11 protein-coding genes and 4 pseudogenes are annotated in these 17,817 nt (G+C 52.4%); 4 read left to right on the forward strand and 11 right to left on the reverse strand.

Annotated elements, in window-relative coordinates; all coding sequences use genetic code 11:
* Positions 1–14 precede the first annotated feature (14 nt).
* From bcsC to bcsR, 6 genes and pseudogenes are all read right to left on the reverse strand, one after another.
* A pseudogene (bcsC, locus tag CRI63_RS10900) lies at positions 15–3,489 on the reverse strand (cellulose synthase complex outer membrane protein BcsC).
* Positions 3,471–4,576: pseudogene (gene bcsZ / locus CRI63_RS10905) on the reverse strand (cellulose synthase complex periplasmic endoglucanase BcsZ). Before bcsZ ends, bcsC begins: the two co-directional pseudogenes overlap by 19 nt.
* Positions 4,577–4,582: 6 nt before the next feature.
* Positions 4,583–6,921 (reverse strand): annotated as a pseudogene (gene bcsB / locus CRI63_RS10910) (cellulose biosynthesis cyclic di-GMP-binding regulatory protein BcsB).
* A gap of 10 nt (positions 6,922–6,931) precedes the next feature.
* Entirely contained in the window at positions 6,932–9,550 is a 2,619-nt protein-coding gene (bcsA, locus tag CRI63_RS10915) for a UDP-forming cellulose synthase catalytic subunit (RefSeq protein WP_130210108.1), read from the reverse strand.
* Positions 9,547–10,299 (reverse strand): cellulose biosynthesis protein BcsQ, encoded by a 753-nt coding sequence (bcsQ, locus tag CRI63_RS10920; RefSeq protein WP_130216290.1) that lies wholly within the window; start codon positions 10,297–10,299, stop codon positions 9,547–9,549. Before bcsQ ends, bcsA begins: the two co-directional genes overlap by 4 nt.
* An 11-nt stretch (positions 10,300–10,310) precedes the next feature.
* On the reverse strand, positions 10,311–10,499 hold the full coding sequence (gene bcsR / locus CRI63_RS10925) for a cellulose biosynthesis protein BcsR (protein ID WP_064527810.1): 189 nt from the start codon (positions 10,497–10,499) through the stop codon (positions 10,311–10,313).
* A gap of 273 nt (positions 10,500–10,772) precedes the next feature.
* Here bcsR and bcsE point away from each other — a divergent pair, with 273 nt between their 5' ends.
* The 3 genes and pseudogenes from bcsE (at position 10,773) to bcsG (ending at position 14,207) form a co-directional block, all read left to right on the forward strand.
* On the forward strand, positions 10,773–12,344 hold the full coding sequence (gene bcsE, locus CRI63_RS10930; protein WP_130210104.1) for a cellulose biosynthesis c-di-GMP-binding protein BcsE: 1,572 nt from the start codon (positions 10,773–10,775) through the stop codon (positions 12,342–12,344).
* Complete coding sequence (bcsF, locus tag CRI63_RS10935; RefSeq protein ID WP_130216286.1) at positions 12,341–12,532, forward strand: cellulose biosynthesis protein BcsF; 192 nt, start codon at positions 12,341–12,343, stop codon at positions 12,530–12,532. Before bcsE ends, bcsF begins: the two co-directional genes overlap by 4 nt.
* A pseudogene (gene bcsG / locus CRI63_RS10940) lies at positions 12,529–14,207 on the forward strand (cellulose biosynthesis protein BcsG). Before bcsF ends, bcsG begins: the two are co-directional and overlap by 4 nt.
* An 85-nt stretch (positions 14,208–14,292) precedes the next feature.
* On the opposite strand, the gene CRI63_RS10945 reads toward bcsG, so the two are convergent.
* Positions 14,293–14,400 carry a type I toxin-antitoxin system toxin Ldr family protein gene (locus CRI63_RS10945; RefSeq protein WP_074399497.1) on the reverse strand — a complete coding sequence of 36 codons (108 nt, stop codon included), beginning with the start codon at positions 14,398–14,400 and terminating at the stop codon, positions 14,293–14,295.
* Positions 14,401–14,875: 475 nt separating this feature from the next.
* Between CRI63_RS10945 and CRI63_RS10955 the strand changes: the two genes are divergently transcribed.
* Entirely contained in the window at positions 14,876–16,147 is a 1,272-nt protein-coding gene (locus tag CRI63_RS10955; protein ID WP_135486836.1) for an amino acid permease, read from the forward strand.
* Between the two features lie 16 nt (positions 16,148–16,163).
* Here the strand turns inward: CRI63_RS10955 and CRI63_RS24380 are convergent, their stop codons facing one another.
* The 4 genes from CRI63_RS24380 to CRI63_RS10970 form a co-directional block, all read right to left on the reverse strand.
* Entirely contained in the window at positions 16,164–16,334 is a 171-nt protein-coding gene (locus CRI63_RS24380) for a hypothetical protein (RefSeq protein ID WP_240726002.1), read from the reverse strand.
* Entirely contained in the window at positions 16,321–17,100 is a 780-nt protein-coding gene (locus CRI63_RS10960) for a HipA domain-containing protein (RefSeq protein ID WP_240782747.1), read from the reverse strand. The genes CRI63_RS24380 and CRI63_RS10960 overlap by 14 nt, the downstream gene beginning before the upstream one ends.
* Before the next feature lie 71 nt (positions 17,101–17,171).
* Positions 17,172–17,483, reverse strand: coding sequence for a HipA N-terminal domain-containing protein (locus CRI63_RS10965; RefSeq protein ID WP_130210092.1), 312 nt, complete (start codon positions 17,481–17,483; stop codon positions 17,172–17,174).
* A complete protein-coding gene (locus CRI63_RS10970; protein ID WP_130222989.1) occupies positions 17,468–17,791 on the reverse strand; it encodes a helix-turn-helix transcriptional regulator in 324 nt (107 codons plus the stop codon). Before CRI63_RS10970 ends, CRI63_RS10965 begins: the two co-directional genes overlap by 16 nt.
* Positions 17,792–17,817: the final 26 nt, after the last annotated feature.

Consider the following 17,817-nt stretch of genomic DNA (forward strand, 5'->3'; position numbering starts at 1 on the left):
CGCTATCTGAAAACTTACCAGTCGGCGTAAGGTATCAGCGGCTGTGGCGGTAAATCCATATCGCCCTGCCATCCGGCGGCAGAATACCGTACGTAGAGCAGGAAATGGCTTGGCGCATAATCTTTCGCCTGTTGGATATCAATCGCCGTGCCGACAAACCAGTTGGATGTGACGCGTCGTTCAAGTAACGCTCGCGCCGTATAGCCAAAGCCCTGGCTGCTACCGCCACCATTGGTCTGGTCAGCGGCGTCGTCTTTCCAGTCATTCGGAATCAGGTTCATCAGCGGATAACGCGGCATGGTTTTAGTGCGCGAGTGCGACCATGAGCCAGACGCGCCCAGCTCCCATGACCAGTTTTCCGTGCGCTCACGCCACATCACCGGTACGGCAAACGATAGATACTCCTGCGGGCTGTAGTAGCCGCCCTGCCCAAGTGAGTACCCACTCAGGTCTTTGTCGTAATGCCAGATCATGTTGTTCAGGCCGATAGTGACGCGACGATTATTCTGGTTGATGACTTTATAGTAATAGCCCGTCATCCAGCGCACGCGCCAGTTATCTTCGACATTTTTGCCGGTTAACTGATCACCGCTAAGTGATGCCCAGACGCCGTTTGCCTCGCCTTTATCATAGCTCAGGCTTAGCCCCACACCATCGGCACGTACGCCACCCCATTTTTTCCCGGTATTGCTCGGAGAGTCTTTCTGTCCGCCGAAGGCCAGTAATGAACTGGAAATAGGTCGGCGATGGGCGTTAACGGTGTAGCCAAGCGGCCCGATATCATCGCTGTAACTGACGCCGCCGACCACGTCCACGACGTTGAAGCCCATCGGCGTGGTGCCAATATCCCAACTCCAGACGTCATTTCGCCAGCCGACCGCCACGCTTGCGCCAGAATCCGACTGACTGCGATTGCCGCTACAGTCTTGTAACGTACAGGTACCCCAGTTGTTATCCCATTTGCCCTCAGCATCGGCGGAAAAACTGCCGACATTCATATTGACGAAATCGCTGCGGAAGAACATTCGCCCGTCCGCATATGGCGCATCTACCTGCAACATGGTGGTGTGCGCTTTCAGATCGGAGTATCCGCCAGTGCCGCTCGATCCCCAGTAGTCGTGCTCCAGGGTGACGTTAAGATCCTGCTGACGATAGAGGTCCGCCGCATCGCTACGTACGCCGCGTTTCAGCCAGTCATCTTTCTCGTCGTTGCGGGTCAGTCGGGTAAAGGTGTCGTTATCCTGCGGACGCGTCGTGGTCACACCGGATGCGACCATCGCGTCTTTGTAGGTTTCCAGCGCCTGCTTTGGCTCGCCCGCCTGTGCTTCAAACTTCGCACCATCGCGCAGTACCATCGCGCTTTCCATCGACGGCGGCTGAGATTTTGCCTGCGGGATCAGCTTGTTAAATGTCTGCTGCGCCGCTGCGGTATCGCCAAGCTGCGCCTGCGCCAGCGCCACGCGCCGCTGAGTGTTCAGAGAGGCGTTATCGGTGGCGGGCAGTTTCGCCAGCTGGCTACGTGCCGCCGCGTTGTCACCGGCAGCGATATCCACTTCCGTCAGACCCAGGATGGCGTCGGCGTTAGTTGGCTCGCGCGTCAAAAACGTTCTGATAAGCCGCGCGGGCGGCGGTGTAATCGCGCCGTTGCTGCGCCCAGTCGGCCAGGGTGAGATCAATGCGTGTGGAAGGTGGCTGCTGACGCAGCATCGCTTCCGCTTCGACTTCTTTGCCGCTTTCACGCAGGCGATTCGCAGTCTCCAGCACCTGATCGCTTTGCAGCCGGTTCACCAGTTCATGAATATTGCTGTTCCACTGCGCGCGCGGCAGGCTGTTGATATGCGCCAGTGCCGCCCGGTCCTGATCATGACCGGAGAGATACAGCCCGTAGGCGTAAACCTGCTCCGGGTCGTTCGGCTTCTGCTGCGCCAGATTGCGCATCAGAGTATCAGCCTGGCTGCGTTGTCCGGCCTGCCAGAGATCCTGCGAAAGTCGGTAAGTAATCCACACACTGCCGGGGTCCAGTGCCAGTCGCTGGCGCTGAAGTGCTGCTGCCTGCGCCCATTTGCCCTGTTTTTCCAGCGCTTCGGCCTGCTGTGACAAACGGTCGTTTTGCAGACTACGTTCAATATCGTCAACGCTGCGCCGCTGGCTGGCAGAGAGCGAGGCAATAAATGCTTCAGCCTTTTCCGGCGATTGCTGGCGATAAAGATTCGCCAGACCGCGCACGGCGTTGGTGTTGCCGCTGTCCATCCGCAGCGTCTGCTGATAATAACGTTCGGCGGCGGGGTAATCTTTGCGCGCCATCGCCACATCACCCAGCCCCAGCACCGCATAGCTGTCAGTATTATCTACATTGCGCGCCTGCTGGAATAACCGTTCCGCCTGATCAGGATTGTTTGCTTTAAGCGCGGCATCGCCCTGTTGGATCGCCAGCCAGTAGCGGTTTACTTTCAGCAGGCTGTTCCATTTGTCGTTGTTGCTGCTGTGCGGGTCCAGCGCGAGGGCTTTCTCCAGATTCACCACCGCATTGGCGCGATCGCCTTTCTGAGAATACGCCTGGCCCAGCGCCCCCAGCGCTTCACTGTCTTTCGGGTTAGCACGCACCGCCAGTTGCAACTCAGGGATAGCTTTACCCGCCATGCCTGAATCCACCGCCGCTAAACCTTGCGCACGAGCGCGGAAAGCAGGATCGGCCAGTTGTTTTTGTTGTTCTGCCAGTTGCGATTGTGCAGCAGCCACGTTGTCGCCATCGCTAAATACTGAGAGATATTTTTTCAGCGCCTGCACGCTGGCATCGCTGACAGGCATGTCTTTAATCTGCCCGTACCAGATTTTAGAAGCACCATCACGACCGGCGTTAGATTTCGCCATCTGCTCCAGCACCGCAAAACCTTCGTCACGGCGATCGCTGCTAAACAGCAATAGCGCCAGATTGTTTTGCAGGCCCGTGTTGCCCGGCGTATCCGCATTGATGCGTTTTAGCTGATTAATCGCTTCGCCACGGCGAGCCGGAATTTTCGCCACAGTACTCCAGTACTCGACGGCAATATCACCTTCCGGCGGCGCCCCGTTGAACAGTTTGTTGTAACCCGCCACGGCTTCTTCCGCATGCCCGGTGGTGGCCTGCAATCGTGCCTGTTGCAGTGCCTGGCGACCATCCGGCGTGGAAAGCAACATCGTCGTCCGCGACGATTTGTAAGCGTTTGAACTCGGCGCTAATTGCGACAATCGGTCGAGTTGTTTTTGCGCCCCATCAACATCACCCTGCCGTAACAGAGAGCGAAAACGGGCAGCAACGACGTCCGGGTTATTCGGATCAATAAGTTCCAGACGATACAGCGACTGCTGCACCAGGTCTTCGCGGTGAGTCGCTTCGCCAACTCGTACCTGCTCCAGTAACTGTTGCTGGGCGGTTGGCGCCGCCTCGACCATCGGCATTACAGCCAGACCGAGGGAAAGTGTGAGGATGTTTAGTGTGAATTTGCGCATTCCTGGCCCCAATCAGGCAATAACTCACCTTTTGTCGAGAAGCGGAAACGGTGTTGATCCCAGCCTTGTCCGAACAGGGTCAGCACATAATTGTAATAGGCATCGCTGCCAGGAAAGTTATCTGCCACACGCTGGCGCTGTACAGCCTGCGCGTCACGGTCCTGAAGAAACGGCAACATAGCCGCAGAAAAACCTACCGGCCCTTGCCCCTGCGCTTTACCCGTAGCGACATCAACTTTCTCCGGCGGATAGCCGTTTTTCTCGGTGAATGTCGCCATCGGTTTAAAACGCGCTAACAGCCGTGCTTTTTGCGGATCAGTATCTGGCATCATGCCGACCCACATATAAACGCGAATGGCGTCATAGCTGCTGATCAGCGTTTTTTCAGCTTTCAGCTGCCAGCCTTTATCTTTTTCATAACGCACCCAGTCAGGCGAAAAACCTTTCGGTGCAGTTTCCAGCAGCAAACGTTGATTCGTTTCGCGCAACGTAGTCCAGGGCGCGCCAAAGCGGGTGAAATACTGTGCCAGCGTCGGTGGTAGATAACTCGGGTTCAAACGCCAGCTGTTATTCTCGGCAAAGCGACTTTTCCCGGTAACAGCATGGACCCCAGCCCCGGCACCGTCACTACTTCCTCTTGCGCAATGCGTTTTAACAATGCGCTGCCGATGTCGGTATAACGTTGCTCTTTCCACAATCGCCCCGCCTCAAGCAACGACCAGGCCATCCAGATATCACCATCAGAGGCCGAATTGCTGTCCAGCACTTCCCACTTACTGTTCTCTTTTTTGCCCCACAGCCAGGCAGGCAAATGTTCGTTTAAGGCCCCCTGAGCAAGATTGTTCTGGGTCCAGTCAAGTAGGTTGTCAAATGTCGCACGATCATTAGCCGCCAGGGCAAAGAACATGCCGTAGCTTTGCCCTTCAGAGGTGGTAATTTTGCGTGCGTCACTGGGGTCAATAACGCGCCCTTCCTGACTGATGTAATCCTTTTTGAACTGCTCCCAGGCAGGCCAGTTGCAAGCTGCCTGAACACTGAAGGCAGCCAACAGCAGCATCGTCACGATCCCACTACGCAAAACTTTCATCATCGATTACTCATTATCCGGATTAAGACGACGACGGCTGATGATGCGCAGCAGACGCCACAGTACCCAGGCCAGCAGCACCACGCTGATTGCCGCCAGTATCGCCAGCAGAATCGGATGGTTCGCCAGTGCGTACCATAAACGTTCAAACCACGGCAGATGACCGACGTAATAGACGTCGCCAACGCGCAGGCTGTTAACACCGGACTCGCGAATCACCGCTACGGAACCAAACATAGTGGCGCGTTTACCGCTGTCGTTCACCGCATCGTTGAGCATCTCGTAACCGCGTGGACTATCCGCCAGTAACGCAATTACGCTGCGCTGGTCGTATACGGTGACTGGAAGCCAATCACCGCCGCCATCGCACCAGAAGAGGTCAGCGTGGACTGAGTTTCTGCTGCGCGGTCGTTTTCGTCAGGTACAATGCCGGGGAACGGAGTCTGGCGCATCGGCGTTTTCACCCAACTTTCGGTAGCCTGCACCAGCAGATCGATCTGCTTGTCATCTTTTAACTTGTCCGGGATACCGCCAATTATCATGATATCGGCGTCTTTCCCCTGAATGGTGCTGCCATCATCGGTCACCGTCAGGTTGATCGCCGGGAAGCCCGTCTGTGCACCAATAAAGCCCACCGTATTAAGCAGTGTTTCCATCTGCGCTTCGTTTGGTGTTTTTGGCATCACGGTAATGGTTTGCGACAAATCCGCCATCCGGCTGAACGGGAAGCCCGCATTAGCAAACGCGCGCAGATCCGGCATCGGGATGAAGTGGTAATACTTCGAGAAGTCGATGGTAGAGTCGTCACCAATCACGACGTGATTCTGCACCGGCTGGAAGGTAATACAGTTATCCACCGAACCACCCGGCATTGGGTTCATATACTCAAAATCGAAACGCAACTGGTTGGTCGCCCCCAGTTTCAGCGCCGGAATGGAGACATCGGTTTTACCATCCAGCAAACCTTGCAACACCGGGATCCGCAGCAGCAGGCGGTTCGCCTCCTGTTTACTGCTCAGGTTGAAAGATTGCAGGAACTGGTTGTTCAGGCTGATATCCATCCGCGAGCTGTCTTTCACCGGCGGCATGGTGTAGCGATAGTTGATATCCATATCGATACCGGTGCTGCGCATCAGGTAGAGATCTGGCGGCAAGTTCAGCGAGATATTAATCGCTGCCGGCTCAAGCCCGCTGGACTGTAACTGTTCTTCATAGGTTTTCAGCTCACCAAAGGTGACCGGACGATCGGTTCGCACCCAGTTTGGCGCATCGTACGGTTTACGCGGTAGCAGCGGTTTCACTTCATTCACTACCACGCTTTCACCACGGAACAGAATGTTACCCTGAGCGATACCTTTCGCTGCCTGCAACAGGTCTTTGTCGTCACGACCAAACACCACCAGCAGTTTGACGTAAGGATTCTCCGGATGGTTGATCATCTCAATCACCGGGGCTTTTACTGCCGGATGATCGCGCAGGAAGTCCGGTCGCTTGTCATTGGTCGCAAAGACAATCGCATTGCGGTCAGGAAGCTGATTGTAGAGTACCGGGAAGTTCTGTCCGCGCCAGCCAGAACGGGAGCCAAACCACGACGCAACAATCGCCGAAGCCTGTTGCAGACCAACATCCGGCGCACCAGCAAAAACTATCGGCAACGTATTGGCACGGTTATCCCTCGGGTCGAAAAACGGAATCGGGAAGTGCGACAGATCATTTTTCACATTCAGTGATTGATACGTCAGATCCAGTCCGCTACTGCGTCCAACATCCAGCCAGAGCGTTGTGCTGGCCGGGTTTTCACAGACATCCTGATAATGACCAACAAACTCCAGCCGCACGCGGTTGAAGTCGGTGATAAACAGCGGATTAATCGGCATTTGCGCCAACGTCTTTTTACCCAACTGCTCTTTGGTCACTGGCAGCACGCCCATCAACTCATCGTTCAGATAGACTTTCAACTGTGACTGTATCGGCAGCAGTGATGGCGACGGCGTATATTCAAGGTTAAGCATCGCCTTCGTCACCACTTCATCACTGCGCATACCAAACTCTATGCTGCCGTTCGGGTTAATGCCACGCAGTACCATGCTGCCCGGCGGCGGCGCGATTTGCGCAAAGGTCAGCTTCACATCGCGCGAAGGACCGTTCTGCGCCACGATGGGCGCGTCCGCGCCCTGCACGCCTGGCATCACCTGCCCCACCTGCGGATTTTGCTCCGCCTGGGCAGGCACAGTTGGCTCAGCATTGATCAGTGGTTGCGTCGTCGGTGTCGCCTGCGTCATGAAAGAGGGGAACGCACTCATCCCCATAGCCACTGCACAAATCCAGAATAGTTTTCTTTTCATCGCGTTATCATCATTGTTGAGCCAAAGCCTGATCCGATGGTTGTACCGTTTCGCTCCGCTCCGGGCGACGCGGAATGAACGAAACAACCCAGGAAACCAGAGAAGTCAGCACACGGAAAATGCCCTTCACCGAAGAAGGCGCAAACTCCGCCAGATGGCGGTAGCCACGGAAGCCGAGCTTCAAAATATCCAGCAGACTTTCCAGCGGCTTATCTTCCGGGTAGCTGTCCTGCCAGAGCGCCCATGTATCCGCACGGGCAAACGTACACTGCACAAAATCGATATGTTGCTGGGTAGTGAGCGGCATCAATTGCAGCCCCACTTCGTTACCCATCACGCGCGCAACCTGAGTCGGGAAGGCATACTCTTGCTGACCGCGTTTGAGCAGCAGATTCACTTTCTGTCCTTCCAGAATCTGCGCCTGACCGTTGATCTTGATCCCCAGGCCGCCGTCAGAGAAGTCCTGAACGGTGCAGGAGAAAAGATGCCCATCTTCCCGGGCAATCGCCGCTGGCATGGTCATCTCAACACGGTGTGAACGACGTACCTGCTTGCTTTCTACCGATACCGCTACTGCGCCGCCGAGAATAATCAGGTTGTAGAACACCCAAACCATACTAACGACCACGGTGAGCATTTCAGTCGGCGGGCCATAGAAGTAACGCCAGATGCCGACAGCAACACCGACCAGGTTGAGTAATACGAGGAAGATGTACGGTCGCGAGATCACCCAGTCGACGTACTCTTCCTCCACCAGACCACCTTTGGCGGTGACGTTAAATTTGCCTTTGTGCGGGTTAATCAGCGCCACCAGCGTCGGCGGAGCGATATACCAGGCGAGCACCGTCTCGTAGATTTCGCTCCAGAAGGAGTGGCGATATTTACCCTGAATCTTCGAGTTGGTCAGGCTGGCGTGAATCATATGCGGCAGCACAAACAGGGCAATCATCAACGCAGGCGCGTAAATGATGTAGGCGTGCAGCAGCAGGAACGCCAGCGGTGCGGTCAGGAAGATCAGCCGTGGAATCCCCGACAAGAAGTGGAACATAGCGTTGACGTAGCACAGCCGTTGGGCGAATTTCAGCCCTTTACCCGTAAGCGGGTTATCAAGACGGAAGATTTGCACCATCCCGCGCGCCCAACGGATACGCTGCCCAATGTGCGCCGAAAGGCTTTCAGTCGCCAGCCCCGCCGCCTGGGGAATACGCATATAAGCGGAAGTGTAGCCACGACGGTGTAAACGCAGAGAAGTATGCGCATCTTCAGTCACGGTTTCGACCGCGATGCCGCCAATCTCGTCCAACGGCTTACGACGAATCACCGCACAGGAACCGCAGAAGAAAGTGGCATCCCACATGTCATTGCCGTCCTGCACCAGACCGTAGAACAGCGTGCCTTCGTTCGGCGTTTTACGAAAACGCCCCAGGTTACGTTCGAACGGATCTGGTGAGAAGAAGTGGTGAGGCGTCTGCATCATCGCCAACTGCTTTTCTTTCAGGAACCAGCCCATAGTCATTTGCAGGAACGAGCGTGTGGGAACGTGGTCGCAGTCGAAAATCGACACGAACTCGCCTTTGGCATATTTCAGTGCATTGTTGATGTTGCCTGCTTTTGCATGTTCATGCGTCGTTCGGGCGATATATTTCACCCCAACGTTTTGCGCAAACTGGCGAAACTCTTCCCTGCCGCCGTCATCAAGGATCCAGATGTTGAGTTTGTCTTTCGGCCAGTCGATACCCAGCGAAGCATAAATGGTGTTTTTCACCACGCTGAGATCTTCGTTGTAGGTCGGTACAAAGATATCCACCGACGGCCATTGCGACATGTCTTTCGGCAGCGGTACTGGCTGACGATTCAGTGGCCATACCACCTGGAAGTAGCCGAGCACCAGCACAATCCACGCATAAGTTTCCGCAAATAGCAGGATTAAGCCACATACCAGGCTGACCGGATCATCCCAGTTCAACGTCGAGGTATATCGCCACCAGATATAGCGACACGAGACAGTCAGCGACAGCACAATCAACATCAACGCCGAGAAGCGCCCTGGCATACGCCGCACCATTAGCGCCACGCCCCACAGCAACATCAGGAAGATAAATTGCGACAACGGGTTAAAAGGCTGAGTGACGCAAATTAGCGCCAGAATCAGCGAGAAAGTCACAATGACGCCAAGAATAAAACGCCGCGCTCCGGCGCTCAGATGGCCCAGTTCTTTTTTCTCATCAAGATGTTGCGTGTTCTGGCTGACACGCTCTGGCAGTTTGTCCATCCATTGATGGTAACGCCCACGGATATTCTGCAGGCCAGAAAATGCCCGCCAGCGTGGTTTTGGCGTCTCTCTGCGTGAAGCGCCGATCAACAACCAGCAAGTCTGAATGACATAGCGGACCGGATCCAACGGGCGCGGACGCGAAGCGTTGATATGTGGGTAAAGATTTTTATGTTCTGCGCGAATACGCTGCCAGCGCGGGTGTTCAAGCGGAATGAACACCCAGGCCAGAATCAGCCAAAAACAGCCAAGCGTCGCGCTGAAAGCCGAGGCGCCGTGACGACGATAATCCCGATAACGCCCGATAAGACGCGCGTTGACCGGCGGGATAAGCAACCACCGGGTCAAGATACTCATGACGCGCTCCCGACTGGCTTTTTCAGACCGGAATAGTTCAACAGGCACCAGTTTGCCAGCGTCAGAACTTCCTCCGCCGCCAGCGCATCACTGCGGTATTCACCTAACGGCTGTTTCGCCGCCAGGCATTCAGCCATCGCTTCATCGCGATGAATCAACATTGGCAGTAACCGGCGCTGGCTTTGCAACCACAACTGGTAAATATCTTCCTGAACCTGGCTGCCAATGCGGAAATCATTAATCAATATATGCGCGCCAGCAGGCAGTGCTTGCTGATGCAGCCGAATATGGCAGTTAGCATCCACTTTAACGATTGCCAGCGAGTGATCGCACAGGCTCAGGATTTGATGCGTTATCTGCGAGGCGTCGCGCGGTAAGTCGATCAAAATCCATTGATAACGCCCACTGGCCTGCAGCTGCTGCAAGCCTTCGCAAATTGCACTCAACTGAGTTTGCCAGTGCTGGGGATTCTCTTGCTCTTCAATGGTTAACTGACCAAAAGGCAGCAGATCGAGCTGCGAGGTATAGCGCATCCCGGCATCTCGCCAGTCCTGACCATCCAGCATGGCTCTGGCCCAGCCTTGACGATGGGTAAAATCAACGTTGAACGACAAGCGCAACAAATTGTCCGGGCAGGCATCAACCACCAGGACATTTTCTCCCAACATTTGCAATGCCCAGGCCAACGCGGCGGTGATGGTTGTTGTACCCACACCTCCCCGCACCCCCTGTAATCCCAGTACGGCCATTCACTACTCCCCTACTTCTGTTGCGCAAACTCAGCCAACAATGGCCAGCGTTTTAACGCCGCTGCTAACTGCTCACGCTGAGAAATATCGGCATAATCGATATCAGGCAGTGAAAACGCCTGCTTTAACGCCAAAATATCATTCTGAAAGATATAGCCTATCGCGGGATCAGGCAGAGTATCCTGTTCGTTGTTATTCATTATGCTTAATCTCGATAAAATATACCCGCCACGCATCAGTCAATTCTAATCGACAGAATTTTGCCCGTATAATGCCAGACGGCAATACGTAATCCGTTCATTTTTTAACTTTCATGTACGCAACTAACGAAAGTAAAAAACGAAAAGACTGATATCATAAGGCTTCCAGCCTGCTAAATTGATTCACATGCTAAATCTGATAAGTTTTAATTTCAATGGTAGGTTTATTTCTTAGCTTTCGCTAGTAAACTGATAATCAGACAAAATGGTGACTTGAGGGACGTTGTGGACCCTGTATTCTCTATCGGTATCTCATCTTTGTGGGATGAGTTGCGGCATATGCCAGCAGGCGGCGTCTGGTGGTTTAACGTCGATCGTCAAGAAGATGCTATCAGCCTTGTGAATCAAACGATGGCTTCTCAAGCTGAAACCGCGAAAGTCGCGGTCATTAGCATGGATAACGATCCCGAAAAAACCTTCAAATTAGATGATTCTCACGGACCGGAAAAAATAAAATTATTTTCAATGCTAAATCATGAAAAGGGGCTATACTATTTGCCCCGTGATTTACAATGTTCTATTGATCCCGAAAATTATCTTTTCATTCTTGTTTGTGCCAATAATGCATGGCAAAACATTCCAACTGAGCGGCTTCGTTCATGGCTGGATAAAATGAACAAGTGGAGCCGATTATACCATTGTTCACTGCTGGTAATTAATCCAGGAAATAATAACGATAAACAATTTTCATTGTTGCTGGAAGAGTACCGTTCTCTTTTTGGCCTCGCCAGTTTGCGTTTTCAGGGCGATCAACATCTGCTGGATATCGCCTTCTGGTGCAACGAAAAAGGGGTTAGCGCCCGTCAGCAACTCATCGTTCAGCAGCAAGAGGGTATCTGGACGTTAGTTCAGCGTGAAGAAGCGGAGATCCAACCACGCAGCGATGAAAAACGCATTCTTAGCAATATTGCTGTGCTGGAAGGCGCCCCCCCGTTATCAGAACACTGGCAACTGTTCGACAACAACGAAACTCTGTTCAATGAAGCCCGGACTGCACAGGCTGCAACCGTCGTTTTCTCTTTACAGCAAAATGGGCAAATTGAACCACTGGCCCGCAGCATTCATACCCTGCGTCGCCAGCGTGGTAGTGCGATGAAGATCCTCGTGCGGGAAAATACCGCCAGCCTGCGCGCCACGGATGAACGCCTGCTACTGGCCTGTGGCGCTAACATGGTTATTCCCTGGAACGCCCCTCTCTCCCGCTGTCTGACGATGATTGAAAGCGTGCAAGGGCAGAAGTTCAGCCGCTATGTTCCGGAAGATATCACTACCCTGCTATCCATGACCCAGCCGCTGAAACTACGCGGTTTCCAAAAATGGGATGTGTTCTGTGAGGCGGTCAACAATATGATGAATAACACGTTGTTGCCTGCGCATGGCAAAGGCGTGCTGGTCGCTTTACGCCCAGTACCGGGCATTCGCGTTGAGCAAGCCCTGACACTATGCCGTCCAAATCGCACTGGCGACATTATGACCGTTGGTGGAAATCGACTGGTCCTGTTCCTCTCATTCTGCAGGATCAACGATCTGGATACGGCGTTGAATCACATTTTCCCGTTACCTACCGGCGATATTTTCTCTAACCGCATGGTCTGGTTTGAAGATGACCAAATCAGCGCCGAGCTGGTGCAAATGCGTCTGCTGGCCCCGGAACAATGGGGGGTGCCACTGCCTTTAACTCAGGCCTCCATGCCGGTAATCAATGCCGAGCATGATGGGCGTAACTGGCGACGAATACCGGAACCGCTGCGACTGTTGAGTGATCCTGTGGAGCATTCATCATGATGACCATCAGCGATATCATTGAAATCATTGTCGTTTGTGCGCTTGTTTTTTTCCCGCTGGGCTATCTGGCGCGCCATTCCCTACGGCGCATTCGTGACACCCTGCGTTTGTTGTTTGCGAAACCTCGTTATGTAAAACCGGCCGGTACGTTACGCCGTGCAGAAAAAGCCAGGGCTACCAAAAAATGACTCAATTTACCCAAAATACCGCTATGCCTTCTTCCCTCTGGCAATACTGGCGCGGCCTTTCTGGCTGGAACTTTTATTTTCTGGTTAAGTTCGGCCTGTTGTGGGCGGGTTATCTCAACTTCCACCCACTACTCAATCTGGTATTTGCCGCATTCTTGCTAATGCCGATTCCGCGCTACAGCCTGCATCGCCTGCGCCACTGGATCGCCCTGCCGATCGGCTTTGCCCTCTTCTGGCATGATACCTGGCTACCTGGCCCGGAAAGTATTATGAGCCAGGGGTCACAAGTGGCAGGCTTTAGTCCCGATTATTTAATCGATCTGGTCACGCGCTTTATTAACTGGCAGATGATTGGTGCTGTCTTTGTTTTGTTAGTGGCCTGGTTATTCTTGTCGCAATGGATTCGCATCACCGTTTTTGTGGTCGCCATTCTGGTATGGCTGAACGTACTTACGCTGGCTGGTCCAAGTTTCTCCCTGTGGCCAGCCGGTCAACCGACCACCACGGTAACAACGACGGGCGGTAACGCTGCGGCAACAGTCGCGGCAACCGGCGGCACGCCAGTAGTTGGAGATATGCCAGCGCAAACTGCACCACCGACAACCGCAAACCTCAATGCCTGGCTGAATAATTTCTATAACGCCGAGGCGAAACGTAAATCGACCTTCCCATCCGCGCTGCCAGCGGATGCGCAGCCATTTGAGCTTCTGGTGATTAATATCTGTTCGCTTTCATGGTCGGATATTGAAGCTGCCGGATTAATGTCACATCCGTTGTGGTCGCATTTTGATATTGAGTTCAAGAATTTCAACTCTGCAACCTCATACAGCGGTCCGGCGGCGATTCGTCTGCTGCGCGCCAGTTGCGGTCAGCCATCGCACACCAATCTGTATCAACCAGCAAATAATGACTGCTATCTGTTCGATAACTTGTCAAAACTGGGCTTTACCCAGCACCTGATGATGGGACATAACGGCCAGTTTGGCGGCTTCCTGAAAGAAGTTCGCGAAAACGGCGGTATGCAGACCGAATTGATGGATCAAACAAATCTGCCGGTTATTTTACTGGGCTTTGATGGTTCGCCGGTTTATGACGATACTGCCGTGCTTAACCGCTGGCTGGACGTTACCGAAAAAGATAAAAACAGCCGTAGCGCCACGTTCTACAACACGCTTCCACTGCATGACGGCAACCATTATCCGGGCGTCAGCAAAACAGCGGATTACAAAGCGCGAGCGCAGAAGTTCTTTGATGAACTGGACGCCTTCTTTACTGAACTGGAGAAATCGGGTCGTAAAGTGATGGTCGTCGTAGTACCGGAACACGGTGGCGCGTTGAAAGGTGACAGAATGCAAGTTTCTGGTTTGCGTGATATCCCCAGCCCGGCAATCACTGACGTACCGGTTGGCGTGAAATTCTTCGGCATGAAAACACCACATCAGGCGCGCCAATTGTCATCGACCAACCAAGCAGCTTCCTGGCAATCTCTGATCTGGTGGTTCGCGTTCTCGATGGCAAGATTTTCACCGAAGACAATGTTGACTGGAAAAAACTCACTAGTGGATTACCACAGACTGCGCCTGTTTCCGAGAACTCGAATGCGGTGGTCATTCAATATCAAAATAAACCGTATGTTCGCCTGAACGGTGGCGACTGGGTGCCTTATCCGCAGTAATTACAAAAAAGGCCGTAGAGTTTCCCCCTGCGGCCTGGACCGGGCGCAAATTGCCATTACGGCAGCCTGACGCCCGCATGACACGTTACTTCCGCTTATTCAGCCAGCTCACGATCAGGCTGGCAAGAATGCCAGCAATGACCGGAGCCGCTAAATCGTGCCAGAAGGCCATGCTCAACTCTGCGAGCGTCATATAGCCGCCTCTGTTGTAATGACAACATTTCGCGGCTATCCTTGAGTTGTTGATGTTCAAGAATGGCCCCCGTCATATTGTCAGGTGTACACCTGCAACGTGCGGGGGTTTTCTCTTTCCAGCAACCAATGCCGCCGGGGATAAAGCCCCCGCAACATTGCGCCTCACCGGAATCCTTCCGGCTTGCCGCTGATTCTACGATTGCGTTTTACCGTCAGCATCTGGCAATTTTCCTCACTGCGTGATGCCTTCCAGCTTAATTTCTTTGTTTACAATAGTTGCAGTTCATATCCGAGCTGACTCCAGACTGGTAGTGAAATGCGCAATTTTGTAGAATTGCGCCTCCTCGCAATCTCCCCAGTGAATCTGTTGTCTCATTCGTTACACACTGCGTATTCAACTTCTCTACCAGTTGCGCAAGAGAAGCTGGGGTTATTCATTTTTACGAGGCTGACTTCTTTCTGGACAGGACTTTATGCAGCACAACACACAACCATTACACGATCACAAATTGCCGTTTACGCGCTACGACTTCGGCTGGGTTTTATTATGTATAGGAATGGCGATTGGTGCCGGAACCGTGCTGATGCCGGTACAAATTGGCCTGAAGGGGATTTGGGTATTTATTACCGCTGCAATCATTGCTTATCCGGCAACCTGGATAGTGCAGGACATTTATTTAAAGACACTTTCAGAAAGTGATTCCTGTAATGACTATACAGATATTATCAGTCATTACCTGGGCAAAAACTGGGGAATTTTCCTCGGGGTTATCTACTTTTTGATGATTATCCACGGGATTTTTATCTACTCTCTCTCCGTGGTTTTCGACAGTGCCTCATACCTGAAAACCTTCGGTTTAACCGATGCCGATCTTTCACAATCTCTACTTTATAAAGTCGCTATTTTCACCGTACTGGTGGCGATTGCGTCTGGTGGTGAAAGGTTGCTATTTAAGATCTCCGGGCCAATGGTGGTGGTCAAAGTCGGCATTATTGTCGTGTTCGGTTTTGCGATGATCCCGCACTGGAATTTCGCCAATATAACCGCCTTCCCACAAGCCTCCGTATTTTTCCGCGACGTCCTGCTCACCATTCCATTTTGTTTCTTCTCTGCGGTATTTATTCAGGTGCTTAACCCGATGAATATTGCCTATCGTAAACGGGAAACAGATAAAGTACTGGCAACTCGGCTCGCGCTGCGTACCCACCGGATTAGCTATATCACGCTCATCGCGGTGATCCTGTTTTTTGCCTTTTCGTTTACCTTCTCAATTAGCCACGAAGAAGCCGTTTCTGCCTTTGAACAAAATATCTCGGCACTGGCACTGGCCGCGCAGGTGATCCCCGGGCATATCATTCATATCACCTCTACGGTACTGAATATCTTTGCCGTACTGACCGCATTCTTTGGCATTTACCTCGGTTTCCACGAGGCCATTAAAGGCATTATTCTCAATCTGTTAAGCCGAATTATTGATACCCAGAAAATTAACTCGCGTATGCTGACTCTGGCAATTTGCGCTTTTATCGTCATTACGTTGACGATTTGGGTTTCGTTTCGTGTATCGGTGCTGGTGTTCTTTCAGTTAGGAAGCCCGTTATATGGCATCGTGTCGTGCCTGATTCCGTTTTTCCTGATCTCTAAAGTTTCACAACTGAAAAAACTACGCGGGCTAAAAACATGGCTTATCCTGTTTTATGGCATTTTGCTGTGCTTTTCGCCGCTGTTGAAGCTGATTGAGTAAAAGTAACGGGGGCTGCTCACAGCAGCCCCAGACGATGTCGATAGCATTTCAGTACAGCCTGGATATGCTCCTGAGTCATAAAGGACTGTTCATACGTTTCCATAACAATGGTATTTTCTTTACGTATATCCTGAAAGATTTTTTCCAGCAATCTGGGCGCTAATCCCATCGATTCACCCAACAGCAAAAAAGTCCTGCCCGATATACTCGCCATAACCACTGTCAAATCCAGGAGCCAGTTCCCGACCGCCTTCTTCTCGCATCAATAACGGCAGCGCCAGATAGTTTGAGTGAAAATATTCCGGATAGGGAGCGACAGAAACAAAGTCATACACCGGCGCTAACGCTGGCATCAAACCATCGGAGTACACTAAGCCAAAGTTTCGTAAATGCATGTCGTTATTACCCAGCAACCAGGCGTAAACAATGCGACGAAAGAGATCGATTTTAAATGCGATGTTGTCGTTAACATGGGCAATTAAAAATCGGGCCAGCGTTTCATAGCTGACGTATTGCTCGTTATCATTTCCCGTTTTGCCATATTTATCTGTAATCTGCATCGCGCCATCAAGTTGCTCCTGATGCACTGGCTGCCCCTTGTCATCCCGGTCATAGCGCCGGATAACAAACGCGTATTCAAGCTCCTCCTCTGATTGTGGTGCAAAACTCAGCAGGCCATGCACAGGTACGTCAAATCCCAAACGAGACATCAATGTCATTGTTGCGTGTTCATTTTCGGCCAAACCGGGAAAGTCGGCTGGAGAGGGCTTAAGGATAAAATTTCCCTGATGATCTACGACGCGGAACTCTCCATCATCCAGCACTAATTGCAATTTGGGCTGGTAACCGGAAATACTCATCCCTTTTTGTTGACGCGGAAGTTCCTGCACAAACTGAGTTCGCGTAAACCCCAGCCGAGGATTCAATTTTGCAGTGCCGCTCAGGCGCTTCAACCCCTGTGTCGAATATCCGCGCTGTTCGTCACGTTCATTCAGCGGCGTTAACAGAATGCGACAATTCGCCATTATTCCTCCCAAGGTAAAATCTGGATTGCCCCCAGCAGATTCTTGCCGTTATCAATAAGCATTCCCAGCGGATCGTTTTCGTCACGGTGCTGTATCTGGCTGTAGCGTTGACGCAGCCATCCTTCTGGCGCCAGTGAGGCAAAATAAGGATGCAACGTCTCACTGGGAAACTGACGCTGTGCGACGGGCAGACTGATTGAGATTGCCGGTCCGTGGTAATCCGGGGCGTACTGGAACAAAAAACCACTGTCGTTCTGAGAGAGTTCACCCACTACCTGACCATAGAGCAACACTTTCACTCGTCGATGCATAGTTTCACTCCAAGAACGTTCGCCACCGCAAACACACTGCCGAATTTAACCTGTTCAGGATCCTTAAAAAGTCGCTTTAACGTGGACGTTGAGATCCCCGTTTGTAGTTCAAGGGTGTATAAATCAATGCCCAATTCTTTGCGCCGTGCGTTCAGTTTTTCCCCCAAATGACGGGGAGTCTCAATGGTCCGGAGGGGGCGTGGTTGACTAATATTCGGCCCCTGGATAAGTTTCTTCTGCAACTCCTGGAGCTGGTCGCCGATCGCTTTCAACTCTTGAGCCAGATTCTGTGACCCCGTGTAGATCATTAAAGAACCTTTCAATTGATAAAAGA

This window comes from Escherichia sp. E2661 (genome assembly GCF_004745185.1).
In the GTDB taxonomy this organism is placed as follows: domain Bacteria; phylum Pseudomonadota; class Gammaproteobacteria; order Enterobacterales; family Enterobacteriaceae; genus Escherichia.